Raw genomic sequence first — 20,350 nt, 5'->3', positions numbered from 1 at the left:
ACGCCCGGGTTCATACGGGATTTCCGCCATCCGCTAACCATGACGGAGATGTAACCCCGCCGGACAAGAAATTTGCTACAATTACGGGCGTAAATCGCCGGCCAGGATGAAACTGAGCCTGAAGCGCCTGTTTGGGAGATCGATGACCGGGGGATTGGACCTGGCCGAAACGCCCTCTCCGCCTTCGCCGCGATCCGCGGCGCGGAAGACCGCGCTCGTGTCTCTTGCGCTCGTGCTTGCCATCATCGGCGCACTCGTCGGCGGCTACTACTTCGCCATGCGGCCCGTGACGTTGAAGATCGCGGTCGGTCCCGCCAACAGCGACGACGTCAAGGTCGTGCAGGCGCTGACGCAGGCCTTCACGCAGAGCAAGGGCCAGGTGCGGCTGCGACCGATCCAGACCGACGGCGCCACCGCCAGCGCCAATGCGCTTGCGGAAGGCAAGGTCGATCTCGCCATCGTGCGCGGCGACCTCGACGTGCCCAAGAACGCGCAAGCGGTCGCGACCCTGCGCAAGAACGTCGTGGTGCTGTGGTCCGTACCGGGCAAAGGCAAGAAGCGGGGCGCGAAGATTACCAAGATCTCGCAGCTCGCCGGCCATCGCGTCGGCGTGGTCGGCCGCACCCAGGCCAACGTCAATCTGCTCAAGGTGATCCTCCAGCAATACAACGTCGATCCCGCCAAGGTCGAGATCGTGCAATTCCCGGCCAACGAGGTCGCCGAAGCGATCAAGGCCCAGAAGGCCGACGTCTATCTCGCGGCCGGCCCGGTCAACAGCAAAATCACGGCAGATGCGATCGCCGCCTCCACCAAGGATTTCGGCGCGCCCAGCTTCCTCGCGATCGAGTCCGCGGATGCGATCGCGCAGAACCACCCGGTCTACGAAGCGTCCGAGATTCCCGCCGGCACCTATGGCGGCTCGCCCGCCCGCCCGGATGACGAGGTCAAGACCATCAGCTTCTCGCACCACGTCGTGGCGCGCAAAGGCGTGTCCGAAACCACCATCGCAGCGTTCACGCGCCAGCTCTTCGCCGTGCGCCAGCAACTGGTGACGGAATTCCCGCTGGCGGCGAAGATCGAAACGCCCGACACCGACAAGGATGCGGTGATCCCGGTGCATCCGGGCGCTGCCGCCTTCGTCGACGGCGAGGAAAAGACCTTCCTCGACAAATACAGCGACTACATCTGGTGGAGCCTGATGGCGTTGTCCGCCATGGGCTCGATCGGCGCCTGGTTCGCCGGCTATCTGAAGAAGGACGAGCGCGACAACAACAACCATCAGCGCGAACGGCTGCTCGACATGATCGCCGCCGCACGCAGATGCGAGACGACCGAAGAGCTCGACCAGATGCAGACCGAGGCTGACGAGATCCTGCGCGACACGCTGCGCTGCTTCGATCACGGCGCGATCGAGGAAGCCGCGCTCACCGCCTTCAACATCGCGCTGGATCAGTTCCACGCCGCCGTCGCCGACCGCAAGGCGGTGCTGTTCAGCCTGCCGCAGAACCTGCAGCGCGCCGGCGCCCAGTTCAGGGCCGCCGGCAACGCGTAACGCTTGCGCGCGTTATCGCTGCGTCACATTGTCTCAATATAGCTCCCACGGTCATTCCGGGATGGTCCGAAGGACCAGACCGCAGGTGCGCAATTGCGTACCGGGGATTCTCGAGATTCCGGATTCGCGCTTCGCGCGCTCCGGAATGACAGCGCAAGACAGTAGCCAGCGGACGCGTCCCATGAACATCAAATTCTCCCGCCGCCGCTTCCTTGCCACCGGCGCCGGTGCGCTCGGCACGATGGCGATGCCCTATCTCTCGCGCGCGGCCGATCGGCCGATGGTCACTCATGGCGTGCAGTCGGGCGACGTCACTGTCGACGGCGGCGTGGTGTGGGCGCGCACCGATCGGCCCGCGCAGATGCTGGTCGAGGTGGCGACGACAGAGTCATTCAGGGATGCCCGCGCGCTACCGACGATCGCAGCGCTCCCCGAGAGCGACTTCACCGCGAAGATGCTGATCGAGAACCTGCCTGCTAGCCAGGACATCTTTTACCGCGTCCGCTTCCGCGATCTCTCCCACAGCGCCATCGAGGGCGAGCCGGTGGTCGGCCGCTTCCGCACCGCGCCGGCCGACCGCCGCGACGTCAGCTTCGTCTGGGGCGGAGACGTCGCCGGCCAGGGCTGGGGCATCAATCCCGACGACGACGGCATGTTCACCTTCTCGGCGATGCGCAAGCACCGTCCGGATTTCTTCCTGCATTCGGGCGACACCATCTACGCCGACGGCCCGATTCAATCCGAGGTGAAGCTCGCCGACGGCAAGATTTGGAAGAACGTCACCATCCCCGAGAAGGCCAAGGTCGCCGAGACGCTGGACGAGTACCGCGCCGCGCACAAATACAATCTCACCGACGAAAACCTCCGCGCCTTCAATGCCGAGGTGCCGATCTTCGTGCAATGGGACGACCACGAGGTGACCAACAACTGGTCGCTGTCGAAGGAATTGCCGACCGCCTACAAGGAGCGCGACATCGCCTTGCTCGCCGGCCGCGCGGGCCGCGCCTTCCACGAGATGTATCCGATGCGCGAGAGCATCGTTGAGCCGGGCCGGGTCTATCGCCAGATCTCCTACGGCCCGCATCTCGACGTGTTCGTGCTCGACGAGCGCAGCTATCGCGGTCCGAACGGCGCCAATCTGGACACCGCTTACGGCCCCGCCAGCTACTTCCTCGGCCCGGACCAGATCGCCTGGCTCAAGCGCGGCCTGCTCAATTCGCGCGCGACCTGGAAGGTGATCGCCTCCGACATGCCGCTCAGCCTCGTCGTGTCGGACACGCCGAAGGGCGGCTCGGAAGCGGTCGCGCAGGGTGACGGCCCGGTGCGCGGCCGCGAGCTCGAGATTGCCGACATGCTGCGTTTCATCAAAATGGCGCCGATCAGCAACACGGTGTGGCTGACGGCGGACGTGCACTACGCTGCCGCGCATTATTACGATCCGAACAAGGCACAATTCCAGGAGTTCGAGCCGTTCTGGGAATTCGTGTCGGGTCCGCTGCATGCCGGCACGTTCGGTCCGAACGCGCTCGACAACACGTTTGGGCCCGAGGTGCGCTTCGTCAAGGCGCCGGGCAAGGACAGCCAGAACCTGCCGCCCTCCGCCGGCATGCAGTTCTTCGGTCACGTCAAGATCGACGGCGCCTCGGGCCAAATGACGGTGACCTTGCGCGACCGCGCCGACGTCGCGCTATGGTCGACCACGCTCGATCCGAAGCAGGCCTGATCGCTAATCGAGGGCGCGCACCTTCAGCGCCGCCTCCAGCGCGTCGCTCGAGCACGGCTTCTGCAACCGCGGCTGGCCGGAGAATTCAGGCGGAATGCGCGCCTCGGCGCCATAGCCGGTAACGAAGACGAACGGGATCTTCAGCGCGGCCAGCCGCGCGGCGACCGCAAAGCTCGTCTCGCGGATCAACTCGACGTCGAGCAGCGCGAAGTCGGGCGCACGCTTGGCGATGGCGCCGAGCGCCTGCGTCACCGAGCCGACGGTCCGCACGCCCGTCACCCCAAACCCGAGCAGACGGTCCTCGAAATCGATCGCGATGATCGGGTCGTCTTCGACGATCAGAACATCGGCCGGCCAGCTTGAGCCATTGGAAAGTGCGGGTGTCATGATCGCATCTTGTGTGTGGGGGTTCGGATCAGGACTGCCGCGACACGAAGCCTGCGCACAGCGCATCAGAGAGGTTCCCGGAACGAAACCCACCACATTGTCGTTCTCCAGTCTGTCCACTTGTGCACACAGGGAATGCACGGAACTCGTTAAGGTGGGAGGAGGATGGGAGTTCACGATGGATGCGCGTATCAGCAAGATGACCGAGGTCGAGAGCCGTCCGGCCAACAATTTGTTGCGGCGTTTGAACCAGGCAGACTACGCCCTGCTCGCACCGCACGTGACCGTCGAAAACTCCGCCGCCAGCCAGCTGCTCTACAGCCCCGGTGACGATGTCCAGGTCGTCCACTTCCCCTGTGGACCCGCGCTCGCGACCTTTCTCGTGCCCAACGAGGATGGCCGAGACGTCGAGACCATCCTGGTCGGTCGCGAAGGCGCGGTGGGCGGCATCGTCAGCGAGGGATTCCTGCCGGCCTATACCCGGATCTGCGTGAAATTCGGCGGCCCGTTTGCGCGCGTTCATGTCGCCAAGCTGGAAGCGGCCAAGCTGCGCTCGGCGTCGCTGCGCAACATCTTTGCCCGCTACGCCGATTGCATGCTGGCGCAGATCTTCCAGTCGACCGCCTGCAATGCGATCCATTCGATCGAACAGCGGACCGCCAAATGGATCTTGGCGGCGATGGAGCGCACCGGCGACGAGGATAGCGTGCCGCTGACCCACGAACAGCTTGCGACGCTGCTGGGCGTTGGTCGCAGTTATGCCAGCCGCGTGCTTCAATCGTTCAAGGCGGAACGGATTCTCGACACGAGGCGCGGATCGATCCTGGTTCGCAACCGCGACGGCCTGAGGCTTCGCGCCTGCCTGTGCAACGACGCGGTGAAAATGCACTTCGAGGAGGTGCTGCGCGGCGTCTATCCGACCGAGGAGCGGGAGGCCAGCTAGCGATCCGCCTCGCTTCCCCGGCGTGGAGAACGAGCAGGCGCACTATCCCGCACGGCCGAAACCTGGGCTAATATCCCCCGCATGAGCGGGGCTTTCCTACACACCCTCTTCGACGTCTTGGCGTGGCTGGCGGCGGCGGCGGCCGTCTACTGGCTGTCGCGGCAGCGCCTGCAGTTTCCGGCGCAATCCTTTGAGCTGCCCTATATCGCCGCGCTGGTGTTCGGCGCGGGCCTCGGGGCCCACCTGTTCGGCTCCGCCAATCTGTGGCTGTCGGGCGAGAGCGGCATTGCGCGCTCGGTGGAGGGCGCGATTGCCGGCGGCATCGTGGCGATCGAGCTCTACAAATGGTCCGCGGGGATCGCCGCGCGGACCGGTGCCCGTTTTGCGCTGCCGCTGGCGCTCGGCATCGCGATCGGCCGGCTCGGCTGCTACTTCGCAGGCCTCGACGACTTCACTTATGGCACGCCGACGGCGCTGCCATGGGCCCATGATTTCGGCGACGGCATGCTGCGCCATCCCGTGCAGCTCTATGAGAGCGCGGCCATGGCCGTATTCGCGCTGCTCTATGTGCTCGCCGTCGTGAACCGGAACGCCTTTGTGATCACCAATGGTTTCTACCTGGTTCTTGCCTATTATGGAGCGCAACGCTTCGCGTGGGAATTCCTCAAGCCCTACGGCACGCTGATCGGCCCCTTCACCCTGTTTCACCTGCTGTCGCTGTCCATTTTGCTCTACGCCGGCGTCATGCTGGCGACGGCGCCCAAAGCGAGACCCATGCATGAACGCGCCGTTGCGTAAGTCGCGTCCCTATATTTTCTGGGGCCAGACCCAATCTCTTTGCGAGACCTGCCTGAAGCTAGTGCCGACCAAGATCCAGATCCTGGATAACGAGGTCTGGTACGAAAAGCGCTGCAGGGAGCATGGCGTCCAGTCGACGCTGGTGTCGACGGATGCCGCCTATTGGCGCCTGTGCAAGGATTTCATCAAGCCAGGTGACCGACCGCTGCAATTCCAGCAGCGCACCGAATTCGGCTGTCCCTATGATTGCGGTCTCTGTTCCGACCACGAGCAGCATTCCTGCCTGGCGCTGATCGAGATCACCGAGCACTGCAACCTCACCTGCCCGGTCTGCTTTGCGGAATCCTCGCCGGCACGAACGAAATTTACCCCGCTCGCGACAATCGAGAAGATGCTGGACGCGCTGGTCGCAAGCGAGGGCGAGCCCGATCTCGTGCAGATCTCCGGCGGCGAACCGACGCTGCATCCTGATTTCTTCGCGATCCTGGACGCGGTGCGCACCCGCCCGATCCGGCACGTCATGATCAACACCAACGGCCTGCGCATCGCCCGCGAAAAGGATTTCGTGGCGCGGCTCGCCGAGAACAGGCGCGGGCTGGAGGTCTATCTCCAGTTCGATTCGCTGCAGCGCGACGCGCTGGTCGACTTGCGCGGCGCGGATTTGCGAAAAATCCGCCAGCAGGCGCTGGAAAATCTCGAGCATTACGGCGTGTCGACCACGCTGGTCGCGACCATCAAGCGCGGCGTCAACGATGCCGAGATCGGCGACATCGTCCGCCACGCGCTGACCTGGACATGCGTGCGCGGCGTCACGCTGCAGCCGGTGCAGGACGCCGGCCGCAACGAGAATTTCGACAAAAATACCGACCGCATCATGCTGTCGGAGATCCGCAAGCGCGTCGTCGAAACCGGCGTGTTCGACGACAAGGACATGATCCCGCTGCCCTGCAATCCCGAAAGCATCTCGATCGGCTATGGCCTGCGCAATGGCGAGAGGGTGCTGCCCCTGACCTCGCTGATTCCGCAGGAGCAGCTTGTCGCCGTGATGCCCAACACCATCAGCCCGGAGAAATATCCGGTGCTGCGGGAGAAATTCGTCGATCTGTTCTCACTGTCATCGGGGCCGCTGAACACGAGCGAGCGTGTCTGCGAATTGCTTTGCTGCCTGCCGAGCTTTCAGGTGCCGGAAGGGCTCTCTTACGAGAACGTGTTCCGCGTCACCATCGTGCAGTTTCTCGATCGCTTCAATTTCTGCGTCGGCAACGTCAAGCGAAGCTGCATCCATTTCGTGACAGAGCAAGGCGCGATCATTCCGTTCGACACCTACAATCTGTTCTACCGGAACGGAAAGATCGACGGCATTCGCGCCGCGCTGCGCGGCGACACTTATCGGGAAGCTACGCAGCGCGAGGAGATGCCTCGTTGAGCGAGACGCCTCCACTTCCACCGTCGCGAAGCGGATGCGTCACCGCGCTCATGGTGATGTTTGGGGTTATCCTGCTGCTGCCCGGCATCTGCGCTTTGATCTTTGCCTTCGACCAGACCCAGTCGTCCCACTTCGACACCCGCTTTACCCCCATCCTCGCCCTCGCACTGCTGGTGGCATTTGCCGGCGTGATGCTGATCAGGGCAGCGAGAAAGAGACCATGAGCGATTCCAGCCCCAACCCACCGGCAGTGCCTCCGCAGAACCAGCAACAGCGCAGCGGCTGCCTGACCGCGCTGATGGCAATCGCCGGCATCTTCATGCTGCTGCCGGGGCTCTGCGCGCTCTTGTTCGGCGGAATGTCGGTGGTCGAGGGTGGCCAGATCCCCTCCGACATCGCGTCGCTGGTGTTTTTGGGACTAGTCATCGGCATCGGAGGCGTCGTCTTGATCTGGGCGGCCATCATGGGGCGAAAGGCCCCGCCGGCCCGGAACGGCAGCTAAGCCCCGGGAATTCCCGGGCAAAATTCAGTCAACCAAGGCCCAAAGAACGCATTGTTTTTTGGCGGTTTTTGCATATATTGCGCCGCAACGCGTAGGCTGCCCGGTCGATATGGCCGGGCTTCCTTTTTGGGCGGAAAGCGCCCCGTTTCCAGTCTTCCAGCGTTGTTTCGAGAAGAGGTCCCGGTCCGACCGGCGAGATCGCGCTTAACCCATTGTTCGAACCAAAGAAGCTCACTCATGAACCTCCGTAACGTCGCCATCATCGCTCACGTCGACCACGGCAAGACGACCCTGGTCGACAAACTCCTCCAGCAGTCCGGCACGTTCCGCGAGAACCAGAAGGTGACCGATCGCGCCATGGACTCCAACGACCTGGAGCGCGAGCGCGGCATCACCATCCTGGCCAAGGCGGCCTCGGTGCAGTGGAAGGACACCCGCATCAACATCGTCGACACCCCCGGCCACGCCGATTTCGGCGGCGAGGTCGAGCGCATCCTGAACATGGTGGACGGCGCCCTGGTTCTGGTGGACGCCGCTGAAGGCCCGCTGCCGCAGACCAAGTTCGTGGTCTCCAAGGCGCTCAAGGTCGGCCTCAAGCCAATCGTCGTCATCAACAAGGTCGACCGCCCCGACGCGCGCCCGACCGAAGTCATCAACGAGGTGTTCGACCTGTTCGCCGCGCTCGACGCCAGCGAGGAACAGCTCGACTTCCCGATCCTCTACGGGTCGGCCAAGCAGGGCTGGATGGCTGACAGCTCGGAGGGTCCGAAGGACAAGGGCATGGAGCCGCTGTTCGACCTGATCCTGCGTCACGTCGCGCCGCCGAAGGTCGAGGAAGGTCCGTTCCGGATGATCGGCACCATCCTGGAGGCCAACCCCTATCTCGGCCGCATCATCACCGGCCGCATCTCGTCCGGCATCCTCAAGCCGAACCAGCAGGTCAAGGTGCTCAACGCCGAGGGCAAGCTGGTCGAATCCGGGCGCATCACCAAGATCCTGGCGTTCCGCGGTCTCGAGCGCACGCCGCTCGAGGAAGCCGAAGCCGGCGACATCGTCGCCATTGCCGGCCTGACCAAGGGCACCGTCGCCGACACCTTCTGCGATCCGACCGTCGAAGTGCCGCTGCCGGCGCAGCCGATCGATCCGCCGACCGTGTCGATGTCGTTCATCGTCAACAACTCCCCGCTCGCCGGCACTGAAGGCGACAAGGTGACGAGCCGCATGATCCGCGACCGTCTGCTCCGCGAGGCCGAAGGCAACGTCGCGCTGCGCGTCGTCGAAGCCTCCGACAAGGACGCGATGGAAGTCTCGGGCCGCGGCGAATTGCAGCTCGCGATCCTGATCGAGACCATGCGCCGCGAGGGTTTTGAGCTCTCGGTGTCGCGCCCGCGCGTCGTGTTCCAGAAGGACGAAGCCACCGGCGCCACCCTGGAGCCGATCGAGGAAGTCGTGATCGACGTCGACGAGGAGCATTCCGGCGTCGTCGTGCAGAAGATGAGCGAGCGCAAGTCCGAGCTGATCGAGATGAAGCCCTCGGGCGGCAATCGTCAGCGCCTGGTGTTCTACGCGCCGACCCGTGGGTTGATCGGCTACCAGGGCGAGCTGCTCACCGACACCCGCGGCACCGCGATCATGAACCGCCTGTTCCACGGCTACGCCCCGTACAAGGGCGAGATCCAGGGCCGCCGCAACGGCGTCCTGATCTCAAACGACCAGGGCGACGCGGTGGCCTACGCCATGTTCAAGCTGGAAGACCGCGGCCCGATGATGATCGAGCCCGGCTGGAAGGTCTACAAGGGCATGATCGTCGGAGAGCACACCCGCGACAACGATCTCGAGATCAACGTGCTCAAGGGCAAGCAGCTCACCAACATCCGCACGACCTCGAAGGACGAAGCCGTGCGCCTGACCCCGCCGATCCGCATGACGCTGGAAAAGGCGCTCGCCTATATCGAGGACGACGAGCTCGTCGAGGTCACCCCGAAGTCGATCCGCCTGCGCAAGAAGCATCTCGACCCGAACGAGCGCAAGCGCGCGGAGAAGGCCAAGGAAGCGGTGGCGTAAGGCCACCGTTCTCCGTAGTGCCGTAGGGTGGGCAAAGCGCAAGCGTGCCCACCTATGGACGATGGTGGGCACGGCGCAAGAGCGCCTTTGCCTGCCCTACAAAAGCGTTTACCCGTCCGGCTTCAGCACACCCAACGAACGTGCTAGAGCCCGCCCATGACCTCCCTCCCCTCCTCCGTGGACGTCGCGATCGTCGGCGCCGGTGCCGCCGGCCTCGGCGCTGCACACGCGCTTGCGGGCTCCGGTCTCTCCGCGATCGTGCTGGAGGCACGGAACAGGCTCGGCGGCCGCGCCTGGACCGTACAGGCCTCACCTGACGTCACCTTCGACGTCGGCTGCGGCTGGCTGCACTCGGCGGACAAGAACTCCTTCGTTTCGATCGCGCAGCGACTCGGTTTCGAGCTCAACAAGGACCTGCCGCCCTGGCGCGAGCGCGCCTATGGCAACGCGTTTCCGCAAGGCGAGCGCGACGATTTCATGGGCGCGATGGACGCGTTCTATGAGCGCCTCTGGGAAGCAGCGCAGAAGGGCAAGGACGAGCCTGCGAGCCGGAGCCTCGAGGTGGGCAATCGCTGGAATCCCATGATCGATGCGATCTCGACCTACATCAACGGCTGCGAACTCAAGGACATGTCGACGCTGGATTGGGACGCCTATGAGGATTCTGGTCTCAACTGGCGCGTCCGCCGCGGCTATGGCGCGCTTGTGACGGCCTATGGCGCGCCCTGCCCGGTGGCGTTGAACTGCATCGTCGCGCTGATCGATCATTCCGGCCCGCGGGTCCGCCTCGAGACCTCGCAGGGCACGCTGACTGCGGACAAGGTGATCATCACGGTGCCGACCAACCTGATCGCCTATGAGACGATGCGCTTTTCGCCGCCGTTACCGTCCAAGGTCGACGCAGCGGCCGGCCTCCCGCTCGGCGTCGACGACAAGGTGACGCTCGCGCTCGAGGACGCCGAAGCCTTTCCCAAGGAAGCAAACTTGCGCGGCGCCACCATGCGCACCGCGATGGGCACCTACCACATCCGCCCATTCGGCCAGCCCTGCATCGAAGGCTTCTTCGGCGGCAGCTTCGCCCGCGCGCTGGAGGATTCCGGCGACGGCGCCATCGCCGCGCACAGCATCGACGAGATCGCCGGCTTTCTCGGCAACGACATCCGCCGCAAGCTGAAGCCGCTGTACGAGTCGCGCTGGGCACATGATCCGTTCGCGCGCGGCTCCTATTCGCATGCGCTGCCCGGCCACGCCGGGGATCGCGCCGTGCTGGCCGCGCCGGTCGATGGCCGGCTATTTTTTGCGGGCGAGGCGACGTCGCCAACCTTCTTCACGACTGCGCATGGGGCGCGGGACAGCGGGGAACGGGCGGCGACGGAAGTGCTGGCGGCAATCGGGAAGCGCTAACCTCCCCACCAATGTCGTCCCGGCGAACGCCGGGACCCATACCGCGTGATCTTTCAGTCACGCGTGGTGCGCGTACCGCGGATTGACCCTAACTTCCAGTCTTCGCCAAACTCCGTCCTGTGGTTATGGGTCCCGGCGTTCGCCGGGACGACACCAATCTTGTGGCGCCGCTGTCGTGTCACTCGATCACTCGCGCCCGCAAATCTGCATCAGGCACGAAACACGCGTCATACTTGCCGAAGATGCGATAGCGGTTGCGCGCGATGAGGCTGTACACGGGGTCCCGCAGCGGCTTCGGTACGGCGAACAGCACGCGCACCCAACCCCAGCCCGGGAGTCGCGACAGCACCGTCAACGCCGCATCCGACTTCATGTACACCTCACCGCCATGAACCACGGCATTGGTGTCGGGATCATCGGGATCGATGCCGAACGCCCGCGCGAGCCGGGCTCCATACTCCGACTGGATCGGCGTGAAGCGAAACCGCTTCGCCATGTCGCGCTGCGCGACGAAACGGACCCAGCGCGAGCAGAAGACGCAGACGCCGTCGAACAGGATCACGTCGTCATCGGGCCATTTGCTCATCAGCGATTATCCAGCGTCAAGAGCGCCACCAACATCAGCACGATCGCCGGCCCCGTCTTCACCAGCGCGCCGAGCGGTTCGATCCAGAGATCGGGCGTCAGCACCGCCGCACCGAACATATAGCCGAGCGAGGCGACGATGCCGGCAACGAGCCCGGTCGCCGCGGTGCGGCGGAAGGCAATCAGCACGCCGATGCTCATGTCCATCAGGCTGGTGCCGATGGTGATGGGATCGACCAGCGCGGCCGGGAAGTTGTGCGCGATCAAAATGCCGGCGGCGGCGCGATAGGACACGAACAGCGCGATGAAGCCGGAGATCAGCCAGAACGCGACCAGGCTCGCGAAGATCAGCGCCTTGATCAGGAACAGGCGCGCGAACCATTTGTCCTGAACGGTCGCGGGATGACGACCAATCATATCGACCAACGTCTTCGGCGTGATGCCCGTGGCGGCGATCCATGCCGAGGGATCACCTCGCACGCCGCGGCGCAGCTCGGCGATGGCCGTGGAGCGCATCGGCGGCATCCAGCCGAGATAATTGGCGAGATCGCCGATCTTGGCGCCGAGATCGAGCATGAACGACGGCATCGCGACATGCGTCCACCCGGCCGTGCCGAACGCAAGGCGGAATTGCCTGATGACGCCGGCCATGGTGACCGGCTCAGCCTGCATCAGATCCCAGCTCAGCGCGTTTACAGAGGCATCGTCGATGTCGCGCGCCGCAAGCCAGGCGATGGTGCCCGAAATATCCTCGATGGCTATTGGCTGGAACGACGTCGCCATCGCCTTGTCCGGCAGGTTGAGTGGGAAGGCAGCGAGCGCGCGGAGCATGGCGCTGCCGCCATAAGCGGACGGTGCGATTACGAAGCCGGGCCGCAGGATGGCGTGCGTAATGCCTGAGGCCGCGATCAGGCGCTCGGCCTCGCGCTTGGTCGTTGCGAAGGCGGTGCGATCGGCTTCGGCCGCTCCGGGGATCGAGAGGTGCACCAGCCGGATCGCGCGGCCGCTGTCGGTGATCGCCGCAAGCAGGCGCGCAACGAAATCGCGATGCACGGCACCTGTGTCGCTGCCGGGGCCGTCCTGGAGCACGCCGAGACAGTTTACGACGACATCCACCGCATGCTCGCGCAACAACCGCGTCAGCACCGTCACGTCGAGCGAGAGGATCGGCAGCTCGATGTCGAGCGCGCTCGTCTTCTGCGCCGCCGACAGGCTGCGCGCCACGCCAAGCGCGCGAAAGCCACGCGCGCGAAGATCGTCCGTAACGAAGCGGCCGATCAGGCCGGAGGCGCCGAGCACCAAGATGGTTCGCTGGTTCATCACGGCTCTCAAAACGGCTTTGCAACCATCAGCCAGAGGATCAGCATCGTCGCGCCGAAACCGGGGAAGCCGAACGCGAACCAGCGGCGAAACAGGACGAAGTATCGTTGTGGCAGCGCCTTGTGCTGCTCCGCGGCCTTTCGCGCGAGATCGCGCATCTCGATCTGCATGAACACGACAGGGATCCAGAACAGGCCGGCGACGGCATACAACACGAGCGCGGCGAGCAGCCAGCGCTCGGTGATCGGCGTCGCCGAGAGCGTCATCAGCAAGCCGCCCGTGATCGGCTGGAGGAGCACGGCCGACAGTGTGAAGATTGCGTCCGCGATGACGACGACCGAAGCGGTGCGCGCGATGAACTCCGCATCGTCGGTGCGATGCGCCATCAGCATGAAGAAGGCGATGCCGGTTCCGGTGCCGAGGATGACGATGGCGCCGAGCACATGGAGAAATTTGACCAGGAAATACAGCGTCATGGCTTCTTGGTCGCGGTTGGCCTGCCCTTATTCAGCGCACCCACGAGCTCCCGGCTCACGGCTTTGACGCCGGCCTCACTCTCGATCATCCAGTGCCCCTCGCTGCCGGCGGCCGGCAAGGTGTGGAAGTCGACTTTGCCGCCGCTGCCGCGAAATGCGTCGGCCAGGCCCTTTGAAAACGCCGGCGAAAAATAGCTGTCATTGGTTGCAACGAGCCATGTGACAGGAATGCGCGCGCCCTTGCCGAACTCTGCAGCGGCGGCAAGAAGCGTGTGTGGCGCGCAGATCCGGTTCGGCTCATCATTGGCATGGCCGCCGCGCCCTGGCGCAAATACTGTGATCGCGGCGATCGCCTTCGGATCGGCATTGGCGAGCGCCAGCGCCCCCCAGCCGCCGGCGGAATGGCCGATCACGATGGCGGCGTCCTTGCGGATAAAATCCTGCTTTCGCAAGAACTCCATCGCGAGCCGGATTTCCTCGGCCGTTGCACGGCCCGAACGCGCATAGTCCGCCTCGTCACATCCGCCCTGGTCCTCGACATAGCGGCCGCCGGTCGCGCCATGGCCCAGCCGCTCCGGCACCAGCACGGCAAAACCGTGCCCGACGAGATAGGCGGCGAGCGCACGATATTCCGGCTGCGGCATTTGCGCTCGACGCAAGCCATTCTGCGTCGAGGCGTGTGCGACGACCGCCAGCCGGAACGGACCTGCCCCGGCAGGGCGAAACAGCAGGGCACGCGCAGCAATGTCGGTATCCGGCGACGGCACCCGCCACTCTTGTCGGCGAAACGGTTCGCCCTCCTCGCCCGATGGGCCAAACGTGACCTGAGCGCACAGAGGCGGCGCAGTCAGCAAGGCCAGCAGAGTCATAAGCGCGAAGATGTTGAGAAGCCGCATGAATGGCCGAGGGCGAGCACGAACAGCGACAGCCACACTAGTAGGAACGAATCACTATGGGCGGACTTTCTGCGTGGCCCTCGCCCTTCATTCGTTGCCGCAGAGGGAGTTTTGCACCGACACACGGCACGCCGGTGCCATTCGAGTCGGCGTCCTGTCTTTTTTCGGTACAACATGGTTCAGATACTGATGCACAAAGTCCACACGTTAACCGATAATTAACGATAGGTCTTGCCGCCGGCGCGGCGACTTGGTTTGATTGCGCCCATGAGCACAACCCTGATCGAGGTCCGGCCGGCCAAAGCTGCAGATGCAACTGCGGTGGCGTCTACTCATGACGAAGCCTGGCGCTCCGCCTATCAGGGCATCATTCCCGGCGCCGAGCTGGAAAAGCTCATCAACCGCCGCGGCCCGCAGTGGTGGGACAGCGCGATCCGCAAGGGCAGCCGCGTCAGCGTGCTGGTGTTCGGCGACAAGATCGCGGGCTACGCCAATTACGGCCGCAACCGCGCCCGCAGCCTGCATTTCGACGGCGAGATCTACGAGCTGTACCTGCGCCCCGAATTCCAGGGCCTCGGCTTCGGCCGCCGCCTGTTCGCCTCCGCCCGCCGCGACCTGATGCAGAGCGGGCTGAAGAGCATGGTGGTCTGGGCGCTCTCGGACAACGATCCGGCGACCGAGTTCTACCGGGCGCTGGGGGGCCGTATGGTGGCCCGCTCCTCGGAGCGGTTCGGGCCGAAGTCGCTCGACAAGGTTGCCTTCGCTTGGACCAATTGAGCTGCTGAAAGCTCAGCGGCAGCGTTTCCCTTCCGTCGATACCGTTGCCTTTGAGCCGGTGATTTCCGGATTCATTATTTCACAAAAACGCGATGGATCAGCGGGCCAAGCCCGCGTATGACAGCGCCAAATCGCTGCCGGGCGCGATTTATCCTCGGCAATAACGGAGCCTTGAATGCGTATCGATGCGATCTCGATCGGGAAGAACGTACCTCACGAAGTCAACGTCCTCATCGAAGTCCCCGTGGGCGGCGAACCGATCAAATACGAGATGGACAAGGAGGCCGGCACGCTGGTGGTCGACCGCTTCCTCTACACGCCGATGCGTTACCCCGGTAACTACGGCTTCATCCCGCACACATTGTCGGATGACGGCGACCCCTGCGACGTCCTGATCATCAACACCCGCGCTATCATTCCCGGCGCGGTCATGAGCGTGCGCCCGGTCGGCGTGCTGTTCATGGAAGACGAAGCCGGCGGCGACGAGAAGATTCTGGCGGTGCCGTCGTCGAAGCTGACGCAGCGCTACGACAAGGTGAAGTCGTACTCCGACCTGCCCGACATCACGCTGCAGCAGATCCAGCACTTCTTCGAGCACTACAAGGATCTCGAGAAGGGCAAATGGGTCAAGATCCTGCGCTGGGGCGGTCCGGAGGACGCGCACAAGCTGATCCTCGAAGGCATGGATCGCGAGAAGAAGAAGAAGGGCTGAGCTTTGGTGTCCCGGACGCGATGCGGCATGTCCCGGCGATGCGTAGCATCGTCCGGTGTGACGCGTCGCAGGGCCGGGACCCATGCTGCCGCTAGGCCCCGGCTCTGCAGCGCATCGTTTCACGCTGCGCTGCGTCCGGGGCACGAGAGTTTGGCTACACCGCCGGCTTCGGTAGCTCGGCGATCGCACAGGCCGCGCGCAGCGTGTTGACCAGCAGGCACGCCACCGTCATCTGACCGACGCCGCCCGGCACCGGCGTAATCGCGCCAGCAACACCAAGCGCTTCCTGATAGGCGACGTCGCCGACGAGGCGCGTCTTGCCGTTTTCTTTGGGTATGCGGTTGATGCCAACGTCGATCACGGTCGCACCCGGCTTGAGCCAGTCGCCGCGCACCATCTCAGGTCTTCCGACCGCGGCATAGACGAGATCGGCCTGCTTCACGAGGCCGGGCAGGTCGCGCGAGCGCGAATGCGCGATCGTCACCGTGGCGTTCTCGTTCAGCAGCAATTGCACCAGCGGGCGGCCGACCAGATTGGAGCGGCCGATGACGATGGCGTTCATGCCTTCCAGCGAGGCGTGCACGCTCTTGGTCAGGATGATGCAGCCGAGCGGCGTGCAGGGCGACAGCGCTTCGAAACCACCGGCGAGCCGGCCGGCATTGTTCGGATGCAGCCCGTCGACGTCCTTGGCAGGGTCGATGGCGTTGACGACCGCTTCGGTGTTCAGCCCCTTCGGCAGCGGCAGTTGCACCAGAATGCCGTGCACGGCCGGATCGCGGTTGAGCTTTGCGACCAGCGCCAGAAGCTCCGCCTGCGAGACGTCGGCCGGCAGCTTGTGCTCGAACGAGGCCATGCCAGCGGCCTGGGTCTGGGTGTGCTTGGAGCGGACATAAACCTCGCTGGCGGGGTCGCTGCCGACCAGCACGACCGCCAGTCCCGGCACCAGATTGTGCTCGCGCCTGACGCGGGCGACCTCGTCGGCGACGCGGGCCCGAAGTTCCGCGGCGATGACTTTTCCATCGATAATCTTGGCGGTCATGTCAGTTCCCTCAGTCTTTCGATTGGGCCGAGACGAGCTGGCGCAGGGCTTCGCCGAGCCGTGCCGGATCGCCGTCGACCGCGATCTGCTTCAGCCGCGAGGTAGCTCCGGACAGGAGCTTTACGCCGGCCTTGGGGACGCCCAGCGATTTCGCCAGCAGGACCAAAACGGCCTTGTTGGCCTCGCCGCCATCGGCGATGGCGCGCACCCGCACCTTGAGCACGCTGCGGCCGTCGGCCAGCTGCTCGATTCCGTCGATGCCGTCGCGACCGCCGCGCGGCGTCACCCGCAGCGCGATGCTGATTCCTGCGGCCGAGTAACGCCAGGGTTCCTTACAAACTTTCGTTCGCAACCAAGGGCTCCAGCCCGCTCAGATCACGTTCGGGTAGATGTAGTACAGGATCACCCGCTCGATGAACATGATGAGCAGGATCAGGATGATCGGCGAGATGTCGAGACCGCCGAGACTGGGTAGGAAGTTGCGAATCGGCGCCAGCACCGGCTCGGTGATCCGGTACAGGAACTCGGCCACCGCCGACACGAACTGGTTGCGCGTGTTCACGACGTTGAAGGCGATCAGCCAGGACAGGATCGCGGAGGCGATCAGCAGCCAGACGTAGAGGTCGAGCACGATGATGACGATGTCGAGAACGGCACGCATGGCTTTTGAAGCCTCTGGCTTTTGAAAACGTTGGCTGCGGTCGGGATTGACGCCTTTTGCTAGATATCGGTTCCCCCCCGCCCAAACAAGGGAAGTCCGCGCCCCGAATGGCTAAAAGCGGGTGACACCCGTCCTTGACTTGACCTTGGCGGGGACTTAAATGGCGCCCGGTTGTCGGTCGCGTTTACCAGAGCGGCCAACAAAGGGGCCATAGCTCAGCTGGGAGAGCGCGTCGTTCGCAATGACGAGGTCGGCGGTTCGATCCCGCCTGGCTCCACCAGCCTTCGCTCGCTTCGCGAGCTACGGTTAGGCAAGCCTTGGGAAGTCTCTCGCAGCGAAGTGAGCGAAGGCTGCCTCGCCGAAGCCCGCAGGGCGAAGGCGGGCTCCCTCCGAAATCCCCCTACCTCCCCGTAAACCTCGGCGGCCGCTTCTCCATGAAGCTCGCCACGCCTTCCCGGAAATCGCTGCCGGCGAGCGCCACCATCATCTCCCGGTTGGCTTCGATCGTTGCCTCCGCCAGCGTCTGGAACGGCACCTCGTAGAGCTGGCGCTTGATCACGGCCATCGCGCTCGGCGAGACGAAATCGGCGAGATCGCGCGCATAGGCATAGGTCTCCTCGCGGAGCTTGTCAGGCGGGCAGAGCCGGTTCACCAGGCCGATCCGCAACGCCTCGTCGCTCGGCACGCGCCTCGCCGAGAGCAGCAGATCCATCGCGTTGGCGTGACCGACGATGCGCGGCAGCATCCAGCTGATGCCGTGCTCGGCAATCAGGCCGCGCCGCGCGAAGGCCGTCGTGAACACCGTGTTGTCGGCGGCAAAGCGCAGGTCGCAATAGAGCGCGTGCACCAGCCCAATGCCGGCCGTGGCGCCGTTGAGCATGGCGATCACAGGCTTCTTGATCGACGGATAGAACCCGTAGCGCGTCTGCCAGTCCGGACGCCGGTTCATGTCGAACGGCGGCAGGTTCGACGCGCGCCGGACGTCATCGGGGTCGAGCCCCTTCAGCGCATCCATGTCGGCGCCGGCGCAGAAGGCGCGGCCCGCGCCGGTCAGCACGATGACGCGGACATCGTCATCGGCGTTTGACGCTTCCATCGCATGGCGCACGTCGCGCTCCATGGTCGGCGTCCACGCATTCATGCGATCGGGACGGTTGAGCGTGATGGTCGCGATCTTGTCGCTCACCTCATAGAGAATGTGCTCGTAGGCCATGACGCTCTCCCTTTGCTTTCCGGCGCGTTCGCGCGCTCGTTGGCGGTGAGCCTAGCATATCCAGGAAAGAGGCAGAGACTTGCGCCAAGGACCTGCGCCAAGAACCTGCGAGAACCTGCGCGAGCACGCGATTACTCGGCGGCTTGCGCCAGCACCGGCCGGCGCGTCAGCCAGCCGTCGATGAAATGGTCGAGCCAGGCACGCTCTGCGACATCGTATACGGCACGATCGGCGAAATGATGATGTCGCTGCCGCGCACCGGGCGCACTGAAGCCGTCATAGCCGCGCGTGGTCCAGCGATGCATCATCGCGTAGGTCACGTCAGGATGAAACTGCACGCCGAAGGCATTGCCGGCGCGGAACGCCTGCACCGGAAAATCGTCGCCTTCTGCGAGCAGCTCGGCGCCGACAGGCAGCTCGAATCCCTCGCGATGCCAGTGATAGACCTGGGCCGGCCAGGCCGGGCAGAGCGCGTGGCCCGCGGCTGTGGGCCGGATCGGGTAGTAGCCGATCTGGGTCAGCGCATCGGCATGCGGCGCGACGCGGGCGCCGAGCTGCATCGCCAGCATCTGGGCACCAAGGCAGATGCCGAGGAACGGCCGCTGCTCGCGGAGCGGAATTTCGATCCAGTCGATCTCGCGGCGAATATAGTCGTCGGAATCATTGGCGCTCATCGGACCGCCAAAGACCACGGCGCCGGCATGCTGATCGAGCGTCTCGGGCAGGGGATCGCCGAAGCGGGGACGGCGGATGTCGAGACGATGGCCAAGCGCACGCAGCGCATTGCCGACACGGCCCGGCGTCGAGGATTCCTGGTGCAGGATGATCAGAACCGGCAATTGGGTTTCGGAGGCGACGGCGCCTGGCGTCCTCCTCGGGAAGGGCACCACCTCTGCGCTACCAAACCTGTCCGTCCGTAACGACATGGCCTTTGCGAATGCTATCGGTTCAGACCGCCAGCATAACTAAGCGATCGTTAATTTCGTGTGAGTTCGTGCACACAACGAAACCGAAGCAAGCTCCGGGCCAATACGGGAGCTTCGAGATCTAATGCCTCTGCCTCTGGAATCGGCTGGTGGCGGCCAGGATGAAGCCCCGCGGGAAGAAGCGCAGGGCAAATGGCACAATCTTGATGCCCAGACCAGGCAGCACTGCCCGTTTGTTGGCCATCAAGCCACGATAGGCCTCCTGCGCGACAGCGGCGGCTGAAACATTGAGAAGGGCCGTATCATGTCCGGAGCCGACGCCGGCGCGCGCCTGGAATTCGGTGGGCACGGGACCCGGGCAAAGCACGGTGACCCGAACGCCGCGCGGCGCGAGCTCGGCCCGCAGCGCTTCGGTGAAGGAAATCACATAGGCCTTGGACGCGTAATAGACGGCCATGCCGGGGCCGGGCAGGAAGCCCGCGACCGAGCCGACATTGAGAAGACCGCCCTTGTTCCTGATGAGTTGATCGGCGAAGCGCAGCGACAAATCGGTCAGAGCCCGCACGTTGACATCGACAATCCCGATCTGCTCGTCGCGATCGCGCTCGGTGGCGTCGCCGAACACGCCGAAACCGGCATTGTTGACGAGGTGGTCGAGCTCTACGCCTTCAGCGGCCAGCGCCGCCGCGATCGTCTCGCCGGCGTCCAGGTCCTGGAGATCGCAGGCGATCACGATCGGCTTCTTGCCGCCTTTGGCGGCGAGCTCGTTCGCGAGCGCCTCCAATCGATCCGCGCGCCGCGCCGTCAATGCGAGGCGATGTCCATTGGCGGCAAACACGCGCGCCAGCTCCGCACCTATGCCCGCCGAAGCACCGGTGATCAACGTTACCCGCTCAGCCACGATCGAAGTCTCTTGAATTGAAGTTTTTGGCCCCGCAATGACGGA

At 64.5% G+C, this 20,350-nt stretch carries 22 protein-coding genes and 1 tRNA gene; 12 read left to right on the top strand and 11 right to left on the bottom strand.

Annotated elements, in window-relative coordinates:
• Window positions 1-106 precede the first annotated feature (106 nt).
• Together XH81_RS21570 and XH81_RS21565 are read left to right on the top strand one after the other, a co-directional pair.
• The gene (locus XH81_RS21570) at window positions 107-1,552 is read left to right on the top strand and encodes a TAXI family TRAP transporter solute-binding subunit (RefSeq protein ID WP_028139291.1); all 1,446 of its coding nucleotides are present in this window, start codon (window positions 107-109) and stop codon (window positions 1,550-1,552) included.
• Between the two features lie 181 nt (window positions 1,553-1,733).
• Window positions 1,734-3,275 carry an alkaline phosphatase D family protein gene (locus XH81_RS21565; RefSeq protein WP_271596355.1) on the top strand — a complete coding sequence of 514 codons (1,542 nt, stop codon included), beginning with the start codon at window positions 1,734-1,736 and terminating at the stop codon, window positions 3,273-3,275.
• 3 nt (window positions 3,276-3,278) lie between these two features.
• On the opposite strand, the gene XH81_RS21560 is transcribed toward XH81_RS21565, so the two are convergent.
• The gene (locus XH81_RS21560; RefSeq protein ID WP_028139293.1) at window positions 3,279-3,662 is read right to left on the bottom strand and encodes a response regulator; all 384 of its coding nucleotides are present in this window, start codon (window positions 3,660-3,662) and stop codon (window positions 3,279-3,281) included.
• A 178-nt stretch (window positions 3,663-3,840) separates the two neighbouring features.
• Between XH81_RS21560 and XH81_RS21555 the strand changes: the two genes are divergently transcribed.
• The 7 genes from XH81_RS21555 to XH81_RS21525 all read left to right on the top strand — a co-directional run bounded on the left by XH81_RS21555 (window position 3,841) and on the right by XH81_RS21525 (window position 10,799).
• Window positions 3,841-4,605, top strand: coding sequence for a Crp/Fnr family transcriptional regulator (locus XH81_RS21555; protein WP_028139294.1), 765 nt, complete (start codon window positions 3,841-3,843; stop codon window positions 4,603-4,605).
• Window positions 4,606-4,686: 81 nt separating this feature from the next.
• Window positions 4,687-5,403, top strand: a complete 717-nt coding sequence (locus XH81_RS21550) for a prolipoprotein diacylglyceryl transferase family protein (protein ID WP_028139295.1) — start codon at window positions 4,687-4,689, stop codon at window positions 5,401-5,403.
• Window positions 5,384-6,829, top strand: a complete 1,446-nt coding sequence (locus XH81_RS21545; RefSeq protein ID WP_028139296.1) for a radical SAM protein — start codon at window positions 5,384-5,386, stop codon at window positions 6,827-6,829. The genes XH81_RS21550 and XH81_RS21545 overlap by 20 nt, the downstream gene beginning before the upstream one ends.
• Window positions 6,826-7,053: a DUF308 domain-containing protein gene (locus XH81_RS21540; RefSeq protein ID WP_038950938.1), complete on the top strand. Its 228-nt coding sequence runs from the start codon at window positions 6,826-6,828 to the stop codon at window positions 7,051-7,053. Before XH81_RS21545 ends, XH81_RS21540 begins: the two co-directional genes overlap by 4 nt.
• Window positions 7,050-7,331, top strand: a complete 282-nt coding sequence (locus XH81_RS21535; RefSeq protein ID WP_038973635.1) for a hypothetical protein — start codon at window positions 7,050-7,052, stop codon at window positions 7,329-7,331. Before XH81_RS21540 ends, XH81_RS21535 begins: the two co-directional genes overlap by 4 nt.
• Window positions 7,332-7,568: 237 nt before the next feature.
• Entirely contained in the window at window positions 7,569-9,395 is a 1,827-nt protein-coding gene (gene typA, locus XH81_RS21530; RefSeq protein WP_028139298.1) for a translational GTPase TypA, read from the top strand.
• 156 nt (window positions 9,396-9,551) lie between these two features.
• Window positions 9,552-10,799: a flavin monoamine oxidase family protein gene (locus tag XH81_RS21525; RefSeq protein WP_028139299.1), complete on the top strand. Its 1,248-nt coding sequence runs from the start codon at window positions 9,552-9,554 to the stop codon at window positions 10,797-10,799.
• Window positions 10,800-10,977: 178 nt separating this feature from the next.
• Here the strand turns inward: XH81_RS21525 and XH81_RS21520 are convergent, their stop codons facing one another.
• From XH81_RS21520 to XH81_RS21505, 4 genes are read right to left on the bottom strand one after another with little or no spacing between them, the layout of a single operon-like run.
• The gene (locus tag XH81_RS21520) at window positions 10,978-11,385 is read right to left on the bottom strand and encodes a thiol-disulfide oxidoreductase DCC family protein (RefSeq protein ID WP_028139300.1); all 408 of its coding nucleotides are present in this window, start codon (window positions 11,383-11,385) and stop codon (window positions 10,978-10,980) included.
• On the bottom strand, window positions 11,385-12,704 hold the full coding sequence (locus XH81_RS21515) for an SDR family oxidoreductase (protein WP_028139301.1): 1,320 nt from the start codon (window positions 12,702-12,704) through the stop codon (window positions 11,385-11,387). The genes XH81_RS21520 and XH81_RS21515 overlap by 1 nt, the downstream gene beginning before the upstream one ends.
• Window positions 12,705-12,712: 8 nt before the next feature.
• Window positions 12,713-13,180, bottom strand: a complete 468-nt coding sequence (locus XH81_RS21510; RefSeq protein WP_028139302.1) for a DUF2269 family protein — start codon at window positions 13,178-13,180, stop codon at window positions 12,713-12,715.
• The gene (locus XH81_RS21505; protein ID WP_028139303.1) at window positions 13,177-14,076 is read right to left on the bottom strand and encodes a dienelactone hydrolase family protein; all 900 of its coding nucleotides are present in this window, start codon (window positions 14,074-14,076) and stop codon (window positions 13,177-13,179) included. Before XH81_RS21505 ends, XH81_RS21510 begins: the two co-directional genes overlap by 4 nt.
• Before the next feature lie 267 nt (window positions 14,077-14,343).
• On the opposite strand from XH81_RS21505, the gene XH81_RS21500 reads away from it, so the two are divergent.
• Window positions 14,344-14,853 carry a GNAT family N-acetyltransferase gene (locus XH81_RS21500; RefSeq protein ID WP_018318962.1) on the top strand — a complete coding sequence of 170 codons (510 nt, stop codon included), beginning with the start codon at window positions 14,344-14,346 and terminating at the stop codon, window positions 14,851-14,853.
• A 175-nt stretch (window positions 14,854-15,028) separates the two neighbouring features.
• Window positions 15,029-15,565 (top strand): inorganic diphosphatase, encoded by a 537-nt coding sequence (gene ppa, locus XH81_RS21495; protein ID WP_018318963.1) that lies wholly within the window; start codon window positions 15,029-15,031, stop codon window positions 15,563-15,565.
• A gap of 154 nt (window positions 15,566-15,719) precedes the next feature.
• On the opposite strand, the gene folD is transcribed toward ppa, so the two are convergent.
• The 3 genes from folD to XH81_RS21480 are packed head-to-tail and all read right to left on the bottom strand — an operon-like array spanning window position 15,720 to window position 17,265.
• The gene (gene folD / locus XH81_RS21490) at window positions 15,720-16,604 is read right to left on the bottom strand and encodes a bifunctional methylenetetrahydrofolate dehydrogenase/methenyltetrahydrofolate cyclohydrolase FolD (protein ID WP_028139304.1); all 885 of its coding nucleotides are present in this window, start codon (window positions 16,602-16,604) and stop codon (window positions 15,720-15,722) included.
• A gap of 10 nt (window positions 16,605-16,614) precedes the next feature.
• On the bottom strand, window positions 16,615-16,956 hold the full coding sequence (locus tag XH81_RS21485) for a DUF167 domain-containing protein (protein WP_028139305.1): 342 nt from the start codon (window positions 16,954-16,956) through the stop codon (window positions 16,615-16,617).
• A gap of 18 nt (window positions 16,957-16,974) precedes the next feature.
• Window positions 16,975-17,265, bottom strand: coding sequence for a YggT family protein (locus tag XH81_RS21480; RefSeq protein ID WP_007598721.1), 291 nt, complete (start codon window positions 17,263-17,265; stop codon window positions 16,975-16,977).
• Between the two features lie 204 nt (window positions 17,266-17,469).
• On the opposite strand from XH81_RS21480, the gene XH81_RS21475 reads away from it, so the two are divergent.
• Window positions 17,470-17,545 (top strand) — tRNA-Ala (locus tag XH81_RS21475).
• Window positions 17,546-17,665: 120 nt separating this feature from the next.
• Here the strand turns inward: XH81_RS21475 and XH81_RS21470 are convergent.
• The 3 genes from XH81_RS21470 to XH81_RS21460 form a co-directional block, all read right to left on the bottom strand.
• On the bottom strand, window positions 17,666-18,478 hold the full coding sequence (locus XH81_RS21470) for an enoyl-CoA hydratase (protein ID WP_028139306.1): 813 nt from the start codon (window positions 18,476-18,478) through the stop codon (window positions 17,666-17,668).
• Window positions 18,479-18,609: 131 nt separating this feature from the next.
• A complete protein-coding gene (locus tag XH81_RS21465; RefSeq protein WP_028139307.1) occupies window positions 18,610-19,404 on the bottom strand; it encodes a glutamine amidotransferase in 795 nt (264 codons plus the stop codon).
• A gap of 121 nt (window positions 19,405-19,525) precedes the next feature.
• Complete coding sequence (locus tag XH81_RS21460) at window positions 19,526-20,305, bottom strand: SDR family NAD(P)-dependent oxidoreductase (RefSeq protein ID WP_028139308.1); 780 nt, start codon at window positions 20,303-20,305, stop codon at window positions 19,526-19,528.
• Window positions 20,306-20,350 lie beyond the last annotated feature (45 nt).

It is taken from the genome of Bradyrhizobium sp. CCBAU 25360, assembly GCF_028128695.1.
Taxonomy (GTDB): domain Bacteria; phylum Pseudomonadota; class Alphaproteobacteria; order Rhizobiales; family Xanthobacteraceae; genus Bradyrhizobium; species Bradyrhizobium ottawaense.
This window is presented reverse-complemented; position numbering and strand designations above follow the sequence as displayed.